17 protein-coding genes and 1 pseudogene are annotated in these 22,216 nt (G+C 55.8%); 7 read left to right on the forward strand and 11 right to left on the reverse strand.

The features are described 5' to 3' along the window. Positions 1-146: 146 nt before the first annotated feature. A complete protein-coding gene (locus DK510_RS12835) occupies positions 147-1,505 on the reverse strand; it encodes an adenylate cyclase (RefSeq protein ID WP_109312424.1) in 1,359 nt (452 codons plus the stop codon). A 118-nt stretch (positions 1,506-1,623) separates the two neighbouring features. Between DK510_RS12835 and DK510_RS12840 the strand changes: the two genes are divergently transcribed. The 4 genes from DK510_RS12840 to DK510_RS12855 all read left to right on the forward strand — a co-directional run bounded on the left by DK510_RS12840 (position 1,624) and on the right by DK510_RS12855 (position 4,563). Next, the gene (locus DK510_RS12840; protein WP_109312425.1) at positions 1,624-1,866 is read left to right on the forward strand and encodes a hypothetical protein; all 243 of its coding nucleotides are present in this window, start codon (positions 1,624-1,626) and stop codon (positions 1,864-1,866) included. 24 nt (positions 1,867-1,890) lie between these two features. Continuing rightward, positions 1,891-3,531: a sulfatase-like hydrolase/transferase gene (locus tag DK510_RS12845; protein WP_109312426.1), complete on the forward strand. Its 1,641-nt coding sequence runs from the start codon at positions 1,891-1,893 to the stop codon at positions 3,529-3,531. Positions 3,532-3,596: 65 nt separating this feature from the next. Next, the gene (locus DK510_RS23510; RefSeq protein ID WP_255414874.1) at positions 3,597-3,728 is read left to right on the forward strand and encodes a hypothetical protein; all 132 of its coding nucleotides are present in this window, start codon (positions 3,597-3,599) and stop codon (positions 3,726-3,728) included. 352 nt (positions 3,729-4,080) lie between these two features. Next, complete coding sequence (locus DK510_RS12855; RefSeq protein WP_109312428.1) at positions 4,081-4,563, forward strand: hypothetical protein; 483 nt, start codon at positions 4,081-4,083, stop codon at positions 4,561-4,563. Between the two features lie 69 nt (positions 4,564-4,632). Here DK510_RS12855 and DK510_RS12860 read toward each other — a convergent pair whose 3' ends face one another. Next, entirely contained in the window at positions 4,633-5,478 is an 846-nt protein-coding gene (locus tag DK510_RS12860; RefSeq protein ID WP_109312429.1) for a LysR family transcriptional regulator, read from the reverse strand. 86 nt (positions 5,479-5,564) lie between these two features. On the opposite strand from DK510_RS12860, the gene DK510_RS12865 reads away from it, so the two are divergent. Together DK510_RS12865 and DK510_RS12870 are read left to right on the forward strand one after the other, a co-directional pair. Beyond that, positions 5,565-6,032: a cytochrome c gene (locus DK510_RS12865; RefSeq protein ID WP_109312430.1), complete on the forward strand. Its 468-nt coding sequence runs from the start codon at positions 5,565-5,567 to the stop codon at positions 6,030-6,032. Positions 6,033-6,045: 13 nt separating this feature from the next. After that, on the forward strand, positions 6,046-6,954 hold the full coding sequence (locus DK510_RS12870) for a cytochrome c (RefSeq protein WP_109312431.1): 909 nt from the start codon (positions 6,046-6,048) through the stop codon (positions 6,952-6,954). A 367-nt stretch (positions 6,955-7,321) separates the two neighbouring features. Here DK510_RS12870 and DK510_RS23340 read toward each other — a convergent pair whose 3' ends face one another. Together DK510_RS23340 and DK510_RS12885 are read right to left on the reverse strand one after the other, a co-directional pair. Then, positions 7,322-7,612, reverse strand: coding sequence for a hypothetical protein (locus DK510_RS23340; RefSeq protein WP_234999070.1), 291 nt, complete (start codon positions 7,610-7,612; stop codon positions 7,322-7,324). Between the two features lie 746 nt (positions 7,613-8,358). Next, complete coding sequence (locus DK510_RS12885; RefSeq protein ID WP_109312434.1) at positions 8,359-11,559, reverse strand: endonuclease/exonuclease/phosphatase family protein; 3,201 nt, start codon at positions 11,557-11,559, stop codon at positions 8,359-8,361. A 390-nt stretch (positions 11,560-11,949) separates the two neighbouring features. Here DK510_RS12885 and DK510_RS12890 point away from each other — a divergent pair. Then, positions 11,950-12,725 (forward strand): annotated as a pseudogene (locus DK510_RS12890) (IS5 family transposase). 66 nt (positions 12,726-12,791) lie between these two features. Here the strand turns inward: DK510_RS12890 and DK510_RS12895 are convergent. From DK510_RS12895 to xdhA, 7 genes are all read right to left on the reverse strand, one after another. Continuing rightward, positions 12,792-13,865 carry a BMP family ABC transporter substrate-binding protein gene (locus tag DK510_RS12895; protein WP_109312435.1) on the reverse strand — a complete coding sequence of 358 codons (1,074 nt, stop codon included), beginning with the start codon at positions 13,863-13,865 and terminating at the stop codon, positions 12,792-12,794. Between the two features lie 35 nt (positions 13,866-13,900). Beyond that, positions 13,901-14,821 (reverse strand): ABC transporter permease, encoded by a 921-nt coding sequence (locus DK510_RS12900; protein ID WP_109312436.1) that lies wholly within the window; start codon positions 14,819-14,821, stop codon positions 13,901-13,903. 3 nt (positions 14,822-14,824) lie between these two features. After that, the gene (locus DK510_RS12905; RefSeq protein ID WP_058276029.1) at positions 14,825-15,907 is read right to left on the reverse strand and encodes an ABC transporter permease; all 1,083 of its coding nucleotides are present in this window, start codon (positions 15,905-15,907) and stop codon (positions 14,825-14,827) included. Between the two features lie 63 nt (positions 15,908-15,970). Further along, complete coding sequence (locus DK510_RS12910; RefSeq protein WP_109312437.1) at positions 15,971-17,488, reverse strand: ABC transporter ATP-binding protein; 1,518 nt, start codon at positions 17,486-17,488, stop codon at positions 15,971-15,973. Then, positions 17,485-18,420 (reverse strand): xanthine dehydrogenase accessory protein XdhC, encoded by a 936-nt coding sequence (gene xdhC, locus DK510_RS12915; RefSeq protein WP_109312438.1) that lies wholly within the window; start codon positions 18,418-18,420, stop codon positions 17,485-17,487. Before xdhC ends, DK510_RS12910 begins: the two co-directional genes overlap by 4 nt. Then, positions 18,420-20,822, reverse strand: a complete 2,403-nt coding sequence (xdhB, locus tag DK510_RS12920; protein ID WP_109312439.1) for a xanthine dehydrogenase molybdopterin binding subunit — start codon at positions 20,820-20,822, stop codon at positions 18,420-18,422. The genes xdhC and xdhB overlap by 1 nt, the downstream gene beginning before the upstream one ends. Continuing rightward, on the reverse strand, positions 20,819-22,180 hold the full coding sequence (gene xdhA, locus DK510_RS12925; protein WP_109312440.1) for a xanthine dehydrogenase small subunit: 1,362 nt from the start codon (positions 22,178-22,180) through the stop codon (positions 20,819-20,821). Before xdhA ends, xdhB begins: the two co-directional genes overlap by 4 nt. Between the last annotated feature and the right edge of the window lie 36 nt (positions 22,181-22,216).

Here is a 22,216-nt window from a genome sequence, read left to right on the forward strand (position 1 = left end):
TGGACATCCATTGATCTCTCATCTGATAGGTTTTGTAGATGGAGGAAATCAGATGCCGGCGCGCAGCAAGCGACTTATCCTGACCTCAACCGTCGAGACCTGCCCGATCTTGAACGGCCCCAAAAGCCGAAGAAAAATCCTTATCTTTAGCTCTTTGGCCTCCAACCGGCTCGTTTCATAGCGTCGCCAAGTTCTACACCGTATTTTGGATTTTCGAACAAACTTTGAAACAATAAATCAACGCGACTGTCGGGCCACTCACGTGAGAGTTTTTCCGAAAGGGATTTAGCTTTGCTTTCGTTCCCCAACATCTGATGTGCCGCCATCAGGTAAGCAACAGAAACAGGGCCGACTGGTCCGCCTTTTTCGGTCACCTGTTCAAAGGCAGAAACTGCGCCTTCGAAATCCTTCAGATGGAATTTTGCAGACCCCATGGCGTTCTGGAACACATAACCCCGGTCCAGAACGACTTTCGACAGCGTCTCTTCACTGATTTCTACAACTTGTTCGAACGAACCCGAATAGAGCAGGACCAACGACACGAATTCTAACACATGTACGTCGTTGGGTGCCAACCGCTGTGCTCTGTAAGAAAACTTCACAGCTTCTGGCCAGTTTCCTTTGGTAAACTCAACCCAGGCCTTTGCGGATTGGCTCCACCCCGATTCAGGTGCCAGCTCAATCGCTCTGCTGGCCTGCGTGTCAGCATAACGCAACATGTCACGGGACAGGTCGGTATCTGAAGTTAACAAAGAAATAGTTGATGCAACCTGCGCGGCCCCTGCATGACCCCCAAAATAGCTGTCGTCGCTTTCGATTGCTGCTTTAAATATGGTCAAGGCTGCACTGAGCCGCGCAGGTTCCAACGCGGGAAAGATCAAGTCGCGGCCCGAATTGGCCAGATTCACGGCCTGAAGTCGCATTGGGGACGCATCAAAAATAGCGCTACGCTCATCTCGGCTTAAGCCTTCAACTGGCAAACTGGTCGGAACTTCACGCTTTGTCGATAGCAATGCGAAGGCTGCAGCACCGCAGAGAAGAATGAAAGCTCCTACGATTCCGATGAACGGACGAGGCCAGGCCCGCGGGATGGATTTCGGTTCAGGTAACCCGGGTTGAGCCATCTCTGGCGACCTGATTGATATCTGTGGCGCATATCCACCCTTCGGCAGATCGAAAACAGTGCCTTCGTCGCGGCCATCTGCTGCATAGTATTCGACCAGTTTGCGACGCAGGCGACCGGCGTCCACCCGCACCACGTTTTCGCGACGCGACATCTCGGCCACCGTTCCACCATAGACATCCATGGCGATGGTCTTGGCGCGAATTTCATCGGCCCGGCCGTTGAGCGATTCTTCGACCACATAGACAAGAAAGTCCTGCAATCGCTGAGAACCCGCGAAAGTCGAGGATCTGACAAGCCGCTGAAGTGCGGCCCGCACATCCTCAGTTTCAGGCGCAACGCCCTCATTCAGAGGAGGTAACTTGTCTCTGAATAATTCCATATTTTCAGCGAGTTACATCCATGACTACACCGTATTATGCCCCGATATACCTATTGTTAAAAGTGAATTCGTCCAACACTCCAGTATATCTCCTGATCCATCGAACGAGACATCGAAATTGAAAGGCCTGGAACTTGATACGCTGTTTCCCGACCACCAGGCCGCAATTGCGGACTTACGGCGCGTGGACACTGTGTTTGATGAGATCTGCCAAGACTACCAGCTTCTCAGCGACGAGTATCTCTCCATGAATGCTGAGCCGGGAAGCCAATCGCACCAGATTGAATGCGACATCCGCGAGACCCTGGATGGTCTTAGGGGCGAAATCGCCCAGTCGCTGCGGCGCGCAGGAAAAATGTAATTCGAAAATGGGGAAGGGATACCGATGAGATCTATATGGAAACATGCCTCGGCCATGGTGCTGATGGCTGGCGCGAGCTTTGCTCAGGATGCGCCTATCATTCATGATGGAGAGTTCCAGTTTCTCCGCGCGCAATTTGGCGAACAATGGGACGCTCAGGATACGAAAATTGAAGCGAAGCTTTCCGATATCCGTGGCGACAATGGCGGCAAACCACCTAATATTCTTTACATTCTGATTGACGATGTCAGTTTCGGTCAGATGGGCAACCGGACGATGAACTACGTCACCGGTTTCGATACGCCCAACATCAACGATTTTGCCACAGAAGGCATGTCCTTGATGAGGATGTATACCGAGCCATCCTGCACGCCGACACGAACGGCGATGTTGACCGGTCGTCATCCGGTGCGCGCGGGCGTGGAGGAGGTAAAGGTTGCTTTGGTCGGTGAAGGCCTGGCGTCCGAAGAGGTGACGATTGCCGAAATCCTGAAGGAAGAAGGGTACAACACCGCCCATGTCGGGAAATGGCATCAGGGCGATATTGAACAATCCTACCCGCACAATCAGGGGTTTGACTGGGCGGCTTTTCCCTTGCATCAGCAGGTTCAGCTCAGCTTGATGACACGAGATGCGATGGTTGCCAACAACATGCTTGGCTTCCATGCGTCGGGTCAGTCCAACCAGTTTCAATTGGACCAGCGGTTCAAACCCTACGGGCTGGTAACTGGCGTAGAAGGTGAAGCGGGCGGCCTTGCTCGCGAAATAGACATAGCGCCGGGCGAAGAATGGACGCAGGCGAAATACGAAGAAATGAACCTGCGCTATCAGCGTCAGGCATTGGAGGAATTGGAGAAGCTGGCTTCGCAGGACGACCCGTTTTTCATGCAGTACTGGCCGCTCTACCCGCTGAACTTTGCCTACCCTGATGAGGCCGTTTCCCGCAATGGTGGCTTCCATGCCGACAAATTACAGGTTCTGGACGGCTGGATCGGCGAAGTTCTGGCCAAGCTCGATGAAACTGGCAAGGCAGACAGCACCGTCGTCATGATCATGGCTGACAATGGCTTGATGTATCACTACGAGGGGACATCAGGTCTAAACCAGCTGATTTACCGTGGCGGCAAGACCCAGCACCTGGAAGGCGGCGTGCGGACGGATGCCTTCATCCGGTGGCCCGGAGTAATCGAACCGGGAAGCGCAGCTGGTGATATCGTGCATGTCTCGGATCTGTTCACTACCTTTGCCCGAATTGCAGGGGCAACCGACCGCATTCCGCGCGACCGTGTGATTGACGGGATTGACCAAACCGCGCTGCTGCTTGAGGGCGAAGGCAACTCGCGCCGAGACTACGTCTATGTGTACGAGGGGCCCGTTTTGCGCTCAGTGGTCAAACAGGAGTTTAAGATGCACCTGCCTGCCCCCGGCCAGCCGGGCGCAGCGGCACCTGTTTTCAATGTCTACCGCGACCCGCGTGAAGAACATCCCCTTGTCGGGTACTCTTTGTGGTCAGGGGCGTCCTTTCAGGACATGGTCAAGCGCCATCAAAAAACCATTGCCAAACACCCGCATCTGCCACTTGGAAAGGGTGTTCCTTATGAAGGTATCGAGAACCTTCGCCCTGAAAGCGAGCTGACCAGAAAAGTCTTTTCCAGTTGGCAATAACGAACTTGGGACGGTGGTGGCAAAGCCACCGTCTCACCAATCGCACGAAGTATTTCAGGTACACGATGGCCCGCCATTTTACTATCTTGTCATTCCTGACTCCCGCGTTGCTGATGGCGGGTATCGCTGCCGGAGCGGAGGAAAACGCGTCAAACCCACTGGCTGCGGTCAACAACACGGACATTCGCTATCAGTAATTTAGTCTTGAAGGTGGGACAGACCGTCAGGATGCTTTCATAGATGGCGCATTATGTTGCGCCCTGATCTGAAGCTGAAATATGAGCTCCACTACAATTCGACAAATGCGACCGGCGCACGATTCAGCGGGTTTGAAAAGACCAGTTTCAAGCTGATCTATTTCCCGTCACAGAAACCCCTGAATGACACCTGGACCGTTAAATCCGCGCTTGGGCTGGAGTGGTACTTGTTCTTGGTGACGTGCTGGATTTCACGGCCGCTGGTCGGTACGAAGCATAGTATGGGGACTTTGGAGTAATCGTCTACACGAACTACGTTGGCATCGTTCAGGGTACCTCGCTGCCTGGCCCATTGGGTGCCGATCTCAATGTCGATGTGCGCCAAAAATGGTTTGGTGTCTTGGCTGCTTACCGCATTGTAGATTCTGTATACGGTGCCGATGGTCAGCGCTATACGATCGATCTCCAGGGTGGCGTTAGATACAACTCGATTCGTCAGGAAATCGACGTAACCACACCGGGTCCCGGAAATCCGCCCGTTTTGGGTGGTGATCAGAATTGGATCGAGTCCGTAATCGGCGCGCGCGGTATTTGGCGTCTGAACGAGCAATGGATCAGGATTGCTTCTTTGGAGCTTGGCGGTTTCGGCGCCCGTGGGAATGACCTTCAGATCGGTGTGAATATCGGATTCGATTACCAACCCTGGGAGAAAACGGCACTTACATTTGGATACCGCCATTTCAGTGTCGACTACAGCGACACGCTAAGTTCCGGAGAATTCGCATATGACGTCAACCAACATGGCCTATACTTTGGCATTAAATACTTCTTCTAGGTGTATGGGTGCTGCTCGTCAGCCCACCAAAGGTAGGTTGGCTGTTCGGTGATCACGACTGAAAAAGCATCATTCAGCCAGAACATTGGCCAAGCATTCAACCAACGCTCGTTGTACAACTGCAAACCTCGGCGTGTTTGCTATCTCGTCCAACGTCGCGACCCAGAGCGGAACCTCGAATTCGGGGATCACGTCATGCGACCTGTGAAGTCGAGGATCCGCGTCGACAAAAAATGAAGGCAAGATCGTTTTGCCGACTCCCGAAGCGGCCATCTGCTGTAGCACCAAAAAGCTATCTGCACCGTTGGTCATTTCGTCGGCACTCACATTTTCTGCCAGCCATTTAGCAGGGAGTGAACGGCTTAACGCCCCATCAAGCCTCATCCACTTGCGATTGGGGCAACCATCGTCAAAGACCCCGAATGACAGCATTCCTGCCTGTTGCCCAATTAACCCTTCACCCAGCTTTACCGATGGGCGTACAGTAATGTCCGCAGTCAGCCGGGATAGATCATGGTGGCTGTTTCCGCTCAACAAAGTCAGTTTCAAGCCCGGGTAAAGATGTGAGATCTCGTTTAGTATTGGTGGAAGAACAATCTGACAAAGACTATCTGTGGAGGTAATGCGTACGTGGCCCAAAGGGGATCGATTTGCGCCCACAATAGCCCGCTCCACCGAAAGTACCGCGTCTTCGACACTTTCCATAGCCGATAAGATAGCACCGGCTTCAGGGAGAACGGAATATCCTGATGGGCCCTTCTGAAAAACCATGCAGCCATTTTGCTCTTCGCATGCGGCAACTCTACGAAGGACCGTGGCATGCGTGACACCCAATGCCGCGGCAGCTGCATTCAATGAACCGTGTTTACTAACGGCAAGCGCGTAGCGAATGTTATCCCAATTCTCGTTGTTCATATATTAACAAGTGACGACGAATAACAAACAATTACAATAAATTTCGTTCAAGCTAACATTCGGCTTAGTGAACAGGGAGACACATCATGATGAAGAAGTTCTCAATCTTCGCGGCAGGTCTATTGTCAGTTGCCGCTATTGGCGCAGCTATCGCCCATGAAAGCGAAAACCCAGCTGTGAAGGCTCGGACCTCAATCATGCAGCTCTATGCATTCAATCTTGGTACGCTTGGCGGCATGGCCAAAGGAGAGACAGAATACGATGCAGAGGCGGCAACACGGGCAGCGAATAACCTGGTCGTTCTGACGCAGATTGATCAATCTGCAATGTGGCCGGCTGGATCAGATAACGTATCTGACCCTTCCACACGTGCTCTGCCCGCAATCTGGGAAAACTTCCCGGACGTAGCTGCTAAGGGGCAGGTCATGGCTGACGCCGCTGTTGCGATGCAGGCTGCGGCAAGGCAAGATGTTGAAGCCCTGAAGGGGGCAATGGGTAATCTGGGTGGAGCTTGCTCGGCATGTCACAAAGCTTACAGAGCACCGAAAGACTGACTGGTAGATAGCTTTGCGGCGGCTTTTCCTCTTCGCTGCTGTCTCTGCATTTTTGGTCGGATTGGCTGGGTTGGTTCTGACACGGCCTAAAAGCGTCGACCAGGCTTTTTTGCATGGGGTCTCTTCTGATCTTTCGAGAGGTGAGATCGTTTTCTACGCAGCTGGATGTGCCTCTTGCCACTCTGCGCCGGACGCCGTTGGAGAAGAAAAGCTAATTCTCTCTGGCGGTCGTCGGTTCGAGACGGACTTCGGCACCTTCATTGCCCCAAATATTTCCAGTGATACGGCAGCCGGTATTGGTTCATGGTCCACGTTGGAATTGGCCAATGCCCTGATCCGTGGAACAGGACCCAAAGGGCAACACTATTACCCGGCATTTCCATATACGACCTACGTCAACATGACCGCAGAGGATGTCGTATCGCTCCATGCATTCCTCGGCACGCTTCCTGCGGTCGCCACTGAAAGCAAAGCGCATGAGGTTGGTTTCCCCTTTAGCGTTAGGCGGGGGTTGGGTGGGTGGAAGCAGTTGTTCATTGCGCCAGGTTGGGTGGTAGAAGGCGATTTGACCGACCAACAAATCCGAGGCCGATACCTAGTGGAAGCGCTTGGGCATTGTGCTGAATGTCATACGCCGCGAAATGGCTTAGGTGGTTTGAAACGCGATCTTTGGTTGGCAGGTGCGCCAAATCCTAATGGCAAAGGGCGCATACCAGGCCTGACACTTGACCAGCTTGATTGGTCCGAGGCCGACATTGCAGAGTATTTGAAATCTGGTTTCACACCGGATTATGACAGTGCAGGTGGCGAGATGGTTGAGGTAGTCGAGAATACATCTCGGCTCACAGATGACGACCGTTTGGCAATTGCGGCCTATCTCAAAGCCGTTCCCGTACAATCGCCTGAGCTTCCATCAGAGTAACAGCCGTTTCACGGGTACTGCCAAGTTGCTGAACGATCGTCGTGCATGCCGCTATGCCCCTATGTCTAACGTGCATGTTATTCATATCACGTCGCCACGTGATCACCTGTTGCTTGACAAACAACCCCGCCGACCCCACGCAGAAAGTCATCTATTGTCAGGGGATTGTTTTCTCCATTGGAGGCTGAGAGCACGAACCCATGTGCATAGGCGGTCAGCAGGCGAACAAGAACGTCACCGCCATCGCTGTTTAAAAGTTGGTCCGTGGTAGCCTTTAATCCCACAGCCACGTTTATGAGGTCTGCGTTATGAGCATCACATCGTCCAGGAACGCACGGAGTAGATAGGTGTACTTCAATGCGTAGCGCTAGTAAGTCGCAATAATGCCGCGGGCGCGTTTGACCGGAGTGCTTCCATCCACACTATCCGAGGTGCCTGCAAATCCAAGGCCTACCAGATCGAACAAGAGCTGTTTCTTGCTACCTGCGTGATAGGTCGCGGCCATCTGAGTGACGTCAAGCTGTTCGGCAAGTATGCGAAACGATAGCGCATTCACGCCTTTGCTTTGGGCGATCGGCAATGCGGTCTGCAGGGTCATTTGAATCGAAAGGCGCTGCGCAGCCTTTGGCAACCGACCAGGTGGAGAAGCTTTCGTCACCATATTTTGGCCTGTAATTGAGATCCACCAGCCCGGAGGAAGAGCTGCAAACCGAAGCCAACTCCAGATCTCCGTCATCTTCTGTTTCGCCAAAGATCCGAATGCCTTCACCGATCAGGATGGCAAACAAGGTAATCCTTATGTCCACGTTCAGCGCGGCTTTGAGGATGGAGGGGATGATTGCGCCGCCATCCACATAAACTCGATTGTGACCACGCGCATCAAAGCCCTCCATCAATTCGCTGGGTGTTTTGTCTGAAACCTCTGCTTTAACGCGCTGGACATGAGGGAGGCCTCCCGGTTAAATTAAGCGACTGAGAACCACGGCTGGTTTCTTGTAAGGCCCCTCCCCGAACTCCCGAACTGTCCGGTACGATCCAGACCCCATTACGATCACGCCGATGCTATTCTCAAACGCCGAAAACCCGTGATCTTCGTCTGCAGTGGGTTGCTTTTTCAACTAGTCCAGCCTGTGATCTAACCTTGCAGAAAGCCCCTTTTGATCAATGGCGTGCGAGGTATGAATGGTCAGTGGCCATAGCAAATCTGCGGATGGGATCCTTACAGATAGTCAGATCGGATCAAACCTCCATGGTTCAGTTGCCAAGTGTATTTCGCACCGCGTCACATCCACTAAGTCAATCAGGCCGAAATTCTCCGTTCGAGTTCTTCCGTGTTCGCGATGCGGTTAATTTAGCCAATGGATGCCACGCGGTAGTACCGAGGTGACCCCGCGTGGCAATGCTCTAGCCAATCAAGTTCTGATCGATCACCTCGAACGAAAATTCGTCGACTGTAAACATGGTGTCGTCGATCGCTGACAGCTCTACCGCATCAAAGGTTGTGCGCCCGAGTGAGCCCGAGAAATCACCGTCGTCGGCATCCGCCACCATGGTGCCGACAAGAACACCGTCATCGTAGAAGGCAACCTCGACTTCACCGCTGCCGTGACTGTCGCCAAAGCTAAAGATGAATTCCACCGCTTCTAGGTCCGTGTCTTCCAGCGCAATTCTGAGGCTTTCGTCACCATCAACCGATGCAGCATCGCGGCTAAACAACGAGTCGTCGAATGAGAACACGCCAATCGCCCCATGCTTGATCGCGACCAGTTCAAAATCGGTCGGATCGACCGCATCTACCTTGATACCCACATCCGAAAACGTCAGGCTGTTCCGAACCGGACCAAGCTTGTCGACATCCACGACTTCGCCATCGATGCTCTCAAAGGCTTTGGTTTTGAACCAGCGACCGGCCTCGAACTCAACCGCCAAACTCTGGGTTTCTGGAATGAACAGGCTTGCCACCATGGGATCGTGATCCGAGGCGCGCCCGCTGGTTGCGGCGAACTCTGAATTGACGTGGACGATGTCAACCTGTGCGCCGGAATGCAGATCCTCGGACACCAGAATATGATCCAACGACTGGCTGTTGCCCTGAAACTCAAAGCTATAGCGTTCGTCTTCCGGGATGTCGTTTGTCAGGTTGACGAGGTCGGTATTGGCCTCAAGGTCGGCTACGGGTGAGACAAATTCAAACTCGTTGAAGTCACCCAACACAACCGAATTAGCACCATCACCCAGTCCGTTAACAAAATCCTGAACAGCCTGGCTCTGGGCCTGGCGCTCATCCAGACTGCCGTTCACATCAACGTCTTCTTGGCGAGCGGCAAAGTCCTGTTCGGTTCCCAGAATAGGCGCAGAACCACCTTTGGATGAAAAGTGATTGTTGACCACCGTGACGGTTTCACCGTTGAAAACAAAATCTGCTACCAACGGCAATCGTGCGCCCTCAAAGGCCTCGCCTTCACCTTGCCCACTGATGGTCTGCACGGATCCTTCCACTAACGAGACACGATCAGGATTGTAGAGAAAGGCGGTTCGGATGTTGCCGCCGGGCTGACCCCCGGATGTTCCGTCCCCGATAAAGGGGTTGTCGATCACCTCATAAGCCGGACCACCCGCCGCCAGAATAGCCGCGGCCAGTTCCGCCAGGGTTTCCGACGCCGAAACGGTTCCGTCATCGTCCGAGCCCGAATTGTCCTGCACCTCTTGCAGACCAATGATGTCCGGGCTGTTGAGGTTATTGGTGATCTGCTCGGCAATGGCGGCAAACCGACCGTCGGCGACATCTTGGTCGCCGTCGCCATCATTGGGGTCGAGATTAAGAACATTGTATGTGGCAATCGTCAGCTCGTTGCTTGAACCGGCGAGGGTGGTCGTTTCCTGTTCCAACCCGGCTGACTGGATATTCGGTGTAAAATCCTCGGTCGGCAGGATTTCGTAATTTCCGAAACTATAGCCCACAACACCCGTGACGTCGCCAAGGTGATCGCCGACATTCACTGTGGGAAAGTCGAAATCGAAAATCCCACTGTCTTCGTCGATCTGGATTTTCTCAGGGTTGAAGTCATCTGGTGAGATATTGAGCGTTCCGCGCTCTGAAAGACCAGTTGCGCCACTGCCCTGATCGGCAACCGCAAAGATTTCACCGAACCGGCTGGTTCCACTGACGGCTTGCAAATCCGTTGCAGTCACGCGCATCCCTTCCAAGCTTTCGAAGAAGTCGATGCCATCCTGGGTTGGATCGAATGAGGCAAACGCATCATCGTCGATGCTTTGATTGGGCACCGCCCGCTCACCCGGATCATTGCCAATCAAAACCGCCTCGGGCAAATCATTGCCCGATGACTGCACCTCAAGATTAAAAACATTGGTCAGTTGGGTGGTCGGTAGGTTGCCACTGCCTGTGCCGCCGGGAAAGAACTCGGCAACGGTTCCGCCCACGGAAATGGCGTCACCTACTGACACTATAGGGCTTGATCCGGTGAACACGAAAATCGCGTCTGAGGTCGCATCGTTTCCGTCGCCTTCCGGATCCTGAAGATAGAATCCGTTGGAATCTACCGCAGTGACGATGCCACTGGTTGAAACCATATCGCCCAGAACGTTTGATGGGCCGGCAGGCAAGTCCTCGAAGAATTCGGCAACCGTTTGTCCATCTGCCAGAACAAATTCAGACACATGGCCTGAGCCCTGGATTTCATAGATTGACACTATTTCGATGTCGCTGGCTGAGATGGATACCTCGACAACAGGGGCCAGAATACCGTCAAAGGCGGGATCGCCCGAGGTTACCGTGTGCTGAATGTCCGCGACCTCGGCTGCTTCGGGCAGATCGTCGTCAACGGCCGTGACTATGACCTGTTGTGGCTGATCAAAATTGGTCGCGTCAAAAACCAATTCGGTTGGTGCAACGTCAAGATCAGCTCCTGCGGCTATGGTGATCGTGACGGGTTGCTCGGGCGCGACAGACAACGTGACTTCATAACTATCCGCCATGCCCCCTTCATCGGCCGCCAGGTCCAGATCATTTATGATGACCGATGGTGAAGGCGCGGCATCCGTGACCTTAAAGCCTGCAGGCTCAACATCTTCAATTCTGGAATTGTCGGTCGTCCAGTTGGCGGGATCGTTAATGGCGGCCTGCAATTCAGCTTTGGTACCGGTAAGCGGGCCGGAATAAACACCGTTATCGGTTTCGGTGAGGGCGATTGCGCTGGTGCCGACTGTCAGCCCCGAGGGCAGTGCAGACGTATTCGACGATGTTGCGTCAGCCTCATATCCGTCTTCATTGAAATGAACCGATGCGACAAAACTGGGCGTGTCGTCGTCACCCTGATACGCGTGGATCTGATCGCCACTGGCCGAAAAGTTTGGCCCGGTAAATGCGGGGTTTATCACTGTACCCGCAGCGATGTTCGCAGGTGCCGTCCAGACGAATATACCCTCACTGCTGCGGAACCCGCCGGCTGCAAACCAACCGTTATCAGTGAATTTGATCTCGGTTCCTGCCTCGATGTCGGTCAAAGCAACAAATGTGAACTCGTCGGGGTTGTCGGAATTGAACCCAGTAAACGCAATATCACCCGCAGCCAATGTAGTAACCATGTGAGCCTCGCTTTTTGATCTGGTGAATGGATGGCGGGTCGATATGCGACTCGCCTCAGCACAACCTAAGGTAGCTTAACCTGACGATGTTAGTTAATTGGTTGTACGCGGCAGGCCTAATACGGCGGAGCATTGCCGCCTGAAAACGCGGCATCGTTTAGAGTGCATTCTTGGCTGTCCTACTGTCTGCCATCTGAAGCCGGGAATTTCCGCATTTTCGTAGCATTCGGCTGATATCGTCATGTGGGTTTACCGACCTATCTGGAAGGGTACTTTCGCGACCGACAAATAATCTGATATGGAAATGATCGTTGCGGAACGTATTAGGCTCAGGACCCATTGATTTTCGGTTTTCAGCGTGATTCACGTTGCCGAAATCAAGCGGCAATCATGTCTGACCTTTTCTGGCTGAGCGACGAGCAGACGGCGCGTCTTGAGCCCTTCTTTCCTAAGCCTCACTGCAAGCCACGTGTAGATGATCGACGTGTTCTGAGTGGGATTACCTTCATCAATCGCAATGGGTTGCGCTGGCGCGTTGCGCCAAAGGAATACGGGCCGCACAAGACAATGTACAATCGCTGGAAGCGCTGAAGTGACAGGGGCATCTTCGCGCAAATGATGGTGGAACAGTCTACCGAGCACGGCGAGACGAAAACCGTGATGATCGACGCGACTTATCTGAAGGCACTTCGCACGGCGTCCGGCCTGGGAGTTAAAAAGGGGGGCGTTGACGCCTGATTGGCCGAACCAAGGGCGGCATGAATACCAAGCTACCCGCCATCTGCGATAGCCTTGGACGTCCGCTCAACCCGTTCGTGAATGCGGGATAAGTCAGCGATTACATCGGTGCGCGGGCGTTGATGAGCAGCCTGCCGGATGTCGAATGGTTACTCGGGGACCGCGGCTATGACGCCGATTGGTTCCGAGAAGCGTTGAAAGATAAAGGGATACGTACGTGCATCCTCGGCCGTAAACAACGCAAGGTTCCGGTCAAATACGATGAGCGCAGGTACAAGCGCCGCAACTGGATCGAGATCATGTTTGGCAGGCTCAAGGACTGGAGGCGCGTCGCAACCCACTATGACCGATGTCCCAAGGTCTTCCTCTCTGCCGTCACACGCAGAAAGGAAATTGAATTCACAGGATGGGCCTGGGGCGGTCACTAAAAAAGGCCCGCATGCATATGCGGGCCTTGACGTTTTTTCAAAAGCTTAGTCTCAGTAGATCACAGCTTACTGCGGGATTTCGCCTTCCAGACCTTCGACGTAGAAGTTCATACCCGCCAGCGTGCCATCATCGGCGGTTTCGCCTTCAGCCAGCCAGTCGCTGCCGTCCTGCTTTTTGATCGGGCCGGTGAAGGGGTGGTATTCGCCCGCTGCCATGGCGGCTTTCATCACCAGTGCTTCCTCTTTGATATCGGCCGGAACAGCGTCCGAGATTTCACCGATCTCAACCATGCCTTCCTTGATACCGTCCCAGGTGTTCACGGTTTCCCACGACCCATCTATGACAGCTTGGGTACGTGCGATGTAGTAAGGCGCCCAGTTGTCGATGATCGAAGAGACGCGCGGCTTGGGAGCATATTCGCTCATGTCCGAGGCCTGACCGAAAGTGATCACGTTGCCTGCCTCTTGCGCAGCCGCCTGCGGCGCGGTCGAGTCGGTGTGCTGCAGGATCACGTCCGCACCTTGTTCGATCAGAACGGTTGCGGCATCAGCCTCTTTCGCCGGGTCGAACCAAGTGTAGGCCCAGATGATCTTGAACTCGACATCCGGGTTTACCTTTTTGGCGTGGATGTAGGCCGAGTTGATGCCGCGGATCACTTCGGGGATTGGGTAGGAGCCAATGTATCCGATGATGTTCGACTCGGTCATTTTACCCGCGATGTGGCCCTGAACGGCACGACCTTCGTAGAAACGGGCCGAATAGACGGACACGTTTGGTGCGGTCTTATAGCCGGTCGCGTGCTCGAACTTCACGTTCGGGAATTTCTTGGCCACGTTGATCGTTGGGTCCATGTACCCGAACGAGGTGGTAAAGATCAGGTCAGCGCCTTCAAGCGCCATCTGCGTCATCACACGTTCCGCGTCCGGGCCTTCGGGAACGGATTCAACAAACACAGTCTCGACTTTGTCGCCGAATTCTTTCTCGACCGCCAGACGGCCTTTGTCATGTTCATAGGTCCAGCCGCCGTCGCCCACCGGGCCGACATAGACAAAGCCTACTTTTGTTTTGTCCTGTGCGACCGCGCCGGTCGCCAGACCCAGCACCATCGCGGCACTGGCAAGAAGTGAAGTGAATTTCATGTGGTTACTCCCCAAGTTGGTTCAATTGGCCCCGTCTAGTGCGAGGCGTGGAAGGTCCGGCCCAGTGAGGCAGGTGCGCTGCTCTTGTCGGCCGAAAGGATCACAAGCACAAGGATCGTGATGATGTAGGGCGACATTGCCAGATACTCGACTGGGATGGCAACGCCTGCGGCCTGCAGATTAAGCTGCAACACCGTGATTCCGCCAAACAAATAAGCACCCAGCAAAGCACGCCATGGTTTCCAGCTGGCAAAGACCACCAGCGCAAGCGCGATCCATCCAACACCGGCGGTCATGCCCTCGGTCCACTGCGGAACGCGGATCAGGCTGATATAGGCTCCACCGAGGCCCGCGCAGGCGCCACCAAACAGGATCGCCATGATGCGGATCTTGATGACCTTGTAGCCCAGCGCGTGCGCGGCGTCGTGGTTTTCACCCACTGCGCGCAGGATCAGACCAACGCGGGTGTATTTCAGCGTGGCCCAGACGGCCGCAACCAAGGCGATGCCCAGATACAGGATCGGATCATGCTGGAACAGGATGGGGCCGATCACCGGAATATCGCTGAGCAACGGAATATGGATATCTCCCATGCTGGGCGGTTTGACACCTACATAGCTTTGACCCATCAGCGCGCTGAAGCCCAGGCCGAACAGGGTAAGTGCAAGACCACTGGCCACCTGGTTCGCCAGCGCAAACTGCGTCAGCAGGACGAACAGCAGGGACAGAACCGCGCCACCAATGGCTGCTGCAATGAACCCCAGCCAGGGTGATCCTGTTTCGACAGAGATCGCAAATCCGCTGATTGCGCCGACGATCATCATGCCCTCTACGCCAAGGTTCAGAACACCTGCTTTTTCGACGACAAGCTCTCCGATCGCCGCCAGCAGCAGGGGGGTTGCAGCCACCATAAGCGAGGCGACCAAAAGTACGGGATTGATTTCACCTAGGTCCATGGGTCACGCCACCTCATTACGGGCCGCACGGATGCGGTAGTTGGTCAAAAGATCGAAAGCCAGCAGGAAGAACAGGAGCATGCCCTGAAAGACCTGAATGGCAGCAGCAGGCAGGCCCAACTGGGATTGCGCGATTTCGCCGCCAATATAGGTCAACGCCATCAAGCCACCTGCCAGCAGGATACCCACCGGATGCAGACGGCCCAGAAAGGCCACGATGATCGCGGTAAAGCCGTAGCCCACGTTAAAGTCGATGCTGACCTGACCTGATGGGCCTGCGACCTCGAACATCCCCGCCAACCCGGCCAGGGCACCGGACATGCCCAGACAGAACAGGATCAGACGTGCCGGGTTTACACCCGCGAACTTCGCCGCCCGAGGCGCTTCACCCGTCAGGCGAATGTGGAAGCCCAGCATGTGACGGTTCAGCAGGACATAGGCAAAGATCACAGCGATCAGCGCGGTCACCACACCCCAGTGCATACCCGATCCGGCGATCAACTCAGCGTTATGCGCGCTTTCATAGGATTGCAGGTTGCGCGATCCCGGAAAGCCGAACCCTTCGGGGTTTTTAAGCAGGCCAAGCGAAACCGAAGCCAGCATCTGCTCGGCCACGTAGACCAGCATCAGTGATACGAGAATTTCGTTGGTGCCAAAACGCACCTTCAGGAAGGCCGGTATCGCCGCCCAAAGCCAACCGCCAAATGCGCCGGCGATCACCATGATGGGGAAAACGTAGAACGCATCCAGCGGGTAAAAGGCCAGACCTGCTCCGGCACCAAAGATAGCGCCCATGATGTATTGCCCTTCGGCGCCGATATTCCAGATACCTGCACGGAAACCTAAGGACAGGCCAATGGCGATCAGAACCAGCGGCGCGCCTTTGACCAGCAATTGTGGACGGTAGTAGAAAGCGAACTCGCCAAACAGCGGCTCCCAGAAAATGGTGCCAATGGCTTGGATCGGGTTCTTGCCCAGAATGGCGAACAGGATGCCGCCGAAAACCATGGTTGCCAGCACGGCCACCAAAGGGGTCGCGTAAGACCACGCTTTGGACGGCTGCGGCCGTTTCTCCAACACAATCATCTGCTCATTCCCCCAGTTTCTTCATCTTTTTGTAAATTTTCCCGCCGGAGGCGGTCCGACGGATTAAACATGGGCCACCTCCATGCCATGCGCGCCGCCCATCATCAGGCCGATTTCGTCGACCGTCAGACCCGTGGTCGTACGCGGAGCGCTGAGCCGCCCTTCATTGAGCGCTGCAAAGCTGTCCGATATCTCCATCAGCTCATCCAGATCTTGCGATATGCAGATGACTGCGGTGCCTTTGGCGGCCAAATCCAAAATGGCCTGACGGATCGAGGCCGCGGCGGCCGCATCCACGCCCCATGTCGGTTGGTTTACAACCAGCACGTCCGGGTTTTGCAGGACTTCGCGCCCGATGACGAATTTCTGCAGGTTGCCCCCTGACAGAGATCGAGCGGCGTTTTCAGGCCCTGGTGTGCGGACGTCAAAGGCACTAATGATCTTTTCGGCAAAGCTCTTGGTTTCTGCCCATTTGAGGAACCCGTTATTCTCAAGTCCTTCCCGGACCGATCCAGTCAGCAAAGCGTTTTCGGTCAGGCTCATGTCAGGGGCGGCCGCATGTCCCAACCGCTCTTCCGGAGCGGTCAGAACGCCCAGCTTGCGGCGCGCGGTCGGCCCCAGTTTTCCGATCGGCTGGCCGTTGAACTTAATCGCGTCGGGTGCTGTGGTGATCTCGCCCGACAGAACGCCCAACAATTCGTCCTGGCCGTTGCCCGCGACACCGCCGACGCCCAGAACTTCGCCCTTACGGACGGTCATGTGGACATTCTTCAATGCGGTACCGAACTCGGATGGTGATGGAACTGACAAACCGCTGACATCCAGGGCGACCTCACCGAACTCACGCCCCGAACGCTCGGGTGTTTGCAGGGTCGAACCCACCATCATCTCGGCCATGTCGCGCGCTGAGGTCTCAGCGGGAACGCATTCGCCGACATTCTTACCCAAACGCAGGATTGTGGCGTGGTCGCACAGTGTGCGGATTTCTTCCAGCTTGTGCGAGATATATAGGATCGAGGTACCCTCGGACCGCAATTTGTTCAGCGTCTCAAACAGAATGTCGACTTCCTGAGGGGTCAGAACCGATGTCGGTTCATCCATGATCAGCAGCTTCGGATCCTGTAACAGGCAGCGGATGATTTCGACCCGCTGACGCTCACCCGCAGAGAGATCACCGACGGTGCGATAGGGATCCAGCGGCAGACCATAGGTTTCCGATACTTCGCGAATACGCGCCGCTAGATCGCCCATGGCTGGCGGGTTTTCCATCCCCAAGGCGATGTTTTCAGCCACGTTCAATGCGTCGAACAACGAGAAGTGCTGGAACACCATCGCGATCCCGTCCGCCCGTGCGGCGCGGGGTTCGGGTGGCGCGAAGGCTTGTCTGCGCAGCAGCATGGTGCCGCTGTCGGGCTTCACCAGACCGTAGATCATTTTGACCAACGTGGATTTGCCGGCGCCGTTTTCGCCAAGCAGAGCGTGAACTTCGCCCTCACCGATGTCAAAGGACACCTGATCATTGGCCACGACGCCGGGATAGGCTTTGGTTAGCCCTTGTAAGCTTAGAAGTGGAGTGGTCACGCGCTCAGGTCCTTCTTTATTTCGTTTTGCCGGGCAGGGCGCAGGATCTGCGCCGCGACACCAACTGCGATCATCTGCGGGTGTTTGCCCAGGGCTGGATCTCCGATTGGGCAGGTGATCCGGCCAATCCGCTCGGGCGCATGTCCCAAAACGGCCAGCCGGGACCGGAATCGCGCCCATTTCGTAGCCGAGCCAATCAAGCCCGCAAAGCGGAAATCATGCAAAAGCAACCTGTTGCATAGCTCCAGGTCCAGATTGTGTGAATAAGTCAGCACAAGATGCTCAGCATCGCGCGGCGCATGACGTACCAGTTCAGCCGGTTTCGCTGCCGGAACGACGGTTACGCCTGCGGGCACCGCTTCGGGAAAACGCTCAGGCCCGGTATCGACCCAGGTGATCGACAGATCAGGCAATGGGGATAGAACGTCAACCAGAGCCCGGCCAACGTGACCGGCACCCCATATCCACAGATTGCGCGCGGGTTCGTGAACGGGTTCGACCATCCAGCCGTCAATCAACTGCGGTTCGGGCGCAACACCCTGACCGCGGGCCTGCGACATCAGTCGCTTGACCGAAAGCGGCATCTCACCACCTGAAGCCGAGCGCGCAATGACTGCATCATCCAGCCGGTCGACGGCCGCAAGGTCATAGATTTCACTCAGCAGAGTTACTGCACCGCCACAACACTGGCCCATATCCGGGCCAAGCGCGTGGTGTGTTTGGCGCATGGGCGCTACTTGGGATCGGGCTGCTTCAGCCGCCTGATACTCCAACGTGCCACCGCCGATGGTGCCCGACTGCCCGTCCTCCCAAGCAAGCATTGCAGCGCCAACTTCACGGGGGGATGACCCCTTGATCCCGGCGATAACCACCCGGGTCACCTTGCCGTGGGTTTTGACCGCCTCCCTCAAAGCCTCTCGATCAAATCCCATCAGGTCTCTCCCTTTACCCGCTGGACACCCTTCCAGACTTCTTCCGCCGTGGCTGGTGCATCCAGCGCCGGATAGCTGTCCCCGCAGGCCGCCACCGCATTCGATAGGGCAAGCCACGCGGAAATACCCAGCATGAACGGCGGCTCTCCGACCGCTTTGGAGCGATAGATCGTGTTCTCGCGGTTTTCACCGCTCCAGAGCGCGACGTTGAAAATGTCGGGTCGGTCCGAGCAGGCGGGGATCTTGTAGGTCGACGGCGCATGCGTGCGCAGGCTCCCTTTGCCATCCCAAACCAGCTCTTCGGTTGTCAGCCAACCGGCACCCTGTACGTATGCGCCTTCGACCTGCCCAATATCCAGCGCCGGGTTCAGCGACGCGCCTGCATCATGCAGGATATCCGTCCGCAAAATGCGGTTCTCGCCAGTCAGTGTATCGATCGCGACTTCGGTGATCGATGCGCCGTAGGCGAAATAAAAGAACGGACGCCCCCGGCCTTTGATCCGGTCCCACTCGATCTTGGGTGTCTTATAGAACCCGGTCGCAGACAGGCTGACCCGGCCCTGATAAACCAGCGCAGCTGCTTCTGAGAATGTATAGCGCTCTTCGCCAACTGAGACGTAGCCATCCGAAAACGTCACTGTCGAGGGATCGGCCTGATGTCGATGCGCCAGATAGTCGGCCATCCGGTCGCGGATCGTGTCGCAGGCCGCTTTGACCGCCATGCCGTTCAGATCACTGCCCGAAGAGGCGGCCGTAGCCGAGGTATTCGGCACCTTGGCGGTGTCGGTCGCGGTGATTTTCACCATCTCCAACGGAATACCAAAGCGGGACGCGGCCACTTGCGCGACCTTTTGGAAAAGACCTTGCCCCATCTCGGTGCCGCCGTGGTTCAGGTGGACCGAGCCGTCCTGATACACATGCACCAACGCGCCCGCCTGATTCAGGTGGGTCAACGTAAACGAAATGCCGAACTTAACCGGAGAAAAGCCGATGCCTTTCTTGATCACGCTGTTCTCGGCATTCCACTTCTCAATGGCAGCCCTGCGTGTGGTGTAGTCGCTGGATTGCAGCAACTTGGCGGTCATGCCGTGCAATTCGAAATCGCTGACCTCCATCCCGTACGGCGTGGTATTGCCGCCTGCGGGCAACGGACGCAATGGCGCGTCGCCCATTTCCACTGCACCTCGGCTGGTCAGGTCTTCGTGCGGGTCAGGATGGCCCAGCGGCTTTTCAGCGACCACGGGATCCGCAACAACATGCGCCGCCTCATAATAGTTCCGGCGACGCAACTCGACCGGGTCCATGCCCAGTTCATACGCGGCGTGATCCATCACGCGTTCGATCCCGACCATACCCTGAGGTCCGCCGAACCCGCGATAGGCAGTGGCGGATTGAGTGTTGGTCTTCAGCCGGTGGCTTTCGATCCGGGCATTCGGCAACAGATAGGCATTGTCCGAATGCAGCATCGCGCGGTCCGCGACGGGCAGGGACAGGTCCTGTGCCCAACCACAGATCGCATGATGCAGGAAGCAAATGCCTTGGATGTGACCGTTCTCATCAAACCCGGCCTTGTATGCAATCCGGAACGCGTGGCGCTTGCCGGTGATGATCATGTCATCATCGCGATCATAGCGCATCTTGCAGGCCTTGCCGGTTGCACGCGCAGCCACAGCGCAGGAAACGGCCAGCGCGTTGCCCTGACTTTCCTTGCCGCCAAAACCGCCGCCCATACGGCGCGTTTCAACGCGAACCGCGTGCATCGGAACACCCAGAGCGTCCGCTACTTTGTGCTGAATCTCGGTCGGGTGCTGGGTCGAGCTATGCACCAACATATCCGCGCCCTCATTGGGCACGGCCAGTGCGGCTTGACCTTCCAGATAGAAATGCTCTTGACCGCCAAGTTCAAATCCACCTTCGATCACATGCGCCGAACCCGCAATGGCAGCATCCGCATCGCCCTTGGCGTAGATGCGCGGGCCGTCCTCGAACCGGCTGTCCGCGGCAAGCGCCTCTTCAACCGTCAGGATCGGGGTTTCTTCGGCATAATCGATCTGGCCCAAACGCGCCGCTTTCCGCGCGGCAAGGTGGCTGGTCGCGATAACGAGGAAAACGGGCTGCCCGATATAGTGAACCGTACCATCAGACAGCAGAGGTTCATCATGGATCGACGGTGAGACGTCATTGGCAAACGGCAGATCGTCGGCTGTCATAACCATGACGACACCTTCGGCTGCTTTCACCGCCGACAGGTCCATCGTGGTGATCTTACCCTTGGCTATCGGGCTAATTCCAAAGGCCAGATGCAACGACCCTTTAGGCGTCGGAATGTCATCCACATAGCGTGCGGTTCCCGCGACATGCAGTGGCGCCGCGTCATGGGGGAGGGGTTTGGTAACGCTCATGCGGACACCTCCAATACATTTGTCACTTCGCCCTGATCCTCAAGGAAATATCGTTCTAGCAGCGCTTTGGCGGTCTGCAGCCGATAGCTGGCCGATGCGCGCATGTCCGTCATCGGGGTGAAATCACTATCGAAGGCCGAAAAAGCGGACCGAACAGTCTCATGCGTCCATGGCTTGCCAACCAGTGCGGCTTCGACATTTGAAGCCCGTTTTGGAGTGCCGGCCATACCACCAAAGGCAATACGCGCATCAGCAACTATTCCGTCCGAAACAGTGATGTTAAAGCACCCACACACTGCCGAGATATCCTGATCGAACCGTTTGCTGAGTTTGTAGGCCTTCAAACGATCCGCCTGACGCGGAAAACTTACGGATTCGACAAACTCGGCAGGTGTCCGGTCTTGTTTGCCGTAGTCGATAAAGAAGTCCTCCAATGCGACCGAGCGACGTTCGTCGCCCTTGCGCAGATGTAGCGTTGCGCCCAGGGCGATCAGTGCAGGCGGGTTGTCTCCGATGGGCGAGCCGTTTGCGATATTGCCGCCCACGGTGGCCGCGTGCCGCACCTGAACGCTAGCGTAGCGTCGGATCATTTCGGCGTAAGACGGGTGCAGGTCCGCCAGTGCTTCGCCCATCCGGTTCATATCGACCATCGCGCTGAACCGAACCTCGTCATCTGTGATCGTGATCTCTTTCAGATCATCGCAGCGGTTCAGAAAAATCACTGGGTCGAGATCACGCAGTTGCTTGGTCACCCAAAGCCCAACGTCCGTCGCGCCGGCGACCAGAGTGGCGTCCGGATGTTCCGCATAGATTTTGGCCAATTCATCCGATGACTCCGGCAACATCTGCGATGTGACCCGCGTGGCGACTGGCTTGTCTTTCACCCAAACTGGCACGGGAACTTCTTCGGCAGCCTTGGCGGCGCGAATGATCGGCGCGTAGCCGGTGCAGCGGCACAGGTTGCCAGCAAGCTGGGTGTCGTGATCCGTCGCGCCATTTGCATGACTTGCCACCATCGACATAACGAAACCGGGGGTGCAGAAGCCACATTGCGAGCCGTGCAGATCCACCATCGCCTGCTGGGCTGGGTGCGCCTCGCCGTTGGGGCCACTGGCGCCTTCGACCGTGCGAACCGCCTTACCATGCAGTTGAGGCAGAAACAGGATGCAGGAATTCAGCGCCTTGTGGCCACCTTCATCCGTCACCATGACAGTGCATGCCCCGCAATCGCCTTCGTTGCAGCCTTCTTTGGTGCCGGTCAGGCCGCGATCCTCACGCAGCCAATCCAGCAGGGTCGCTGTCGGATTGACATCCGCCAGTTCCACTGTCTCTCCGTTCAGAAGAAACGTGATGTTCATTCGAGAAACCCGTCGCCTTACCCGGTTGCGCCCTTG

Source organism: Ruegeria sp. AU67, from assembly GCF_900312795.1.
Classification (GTDB): domain Bacteria; phylum Pseudomonadota; class Alphaproteobacteria; order Rhodobacterales; family Rhodobacteraceae; genus Ruegeria; species Ruegeria atlantica.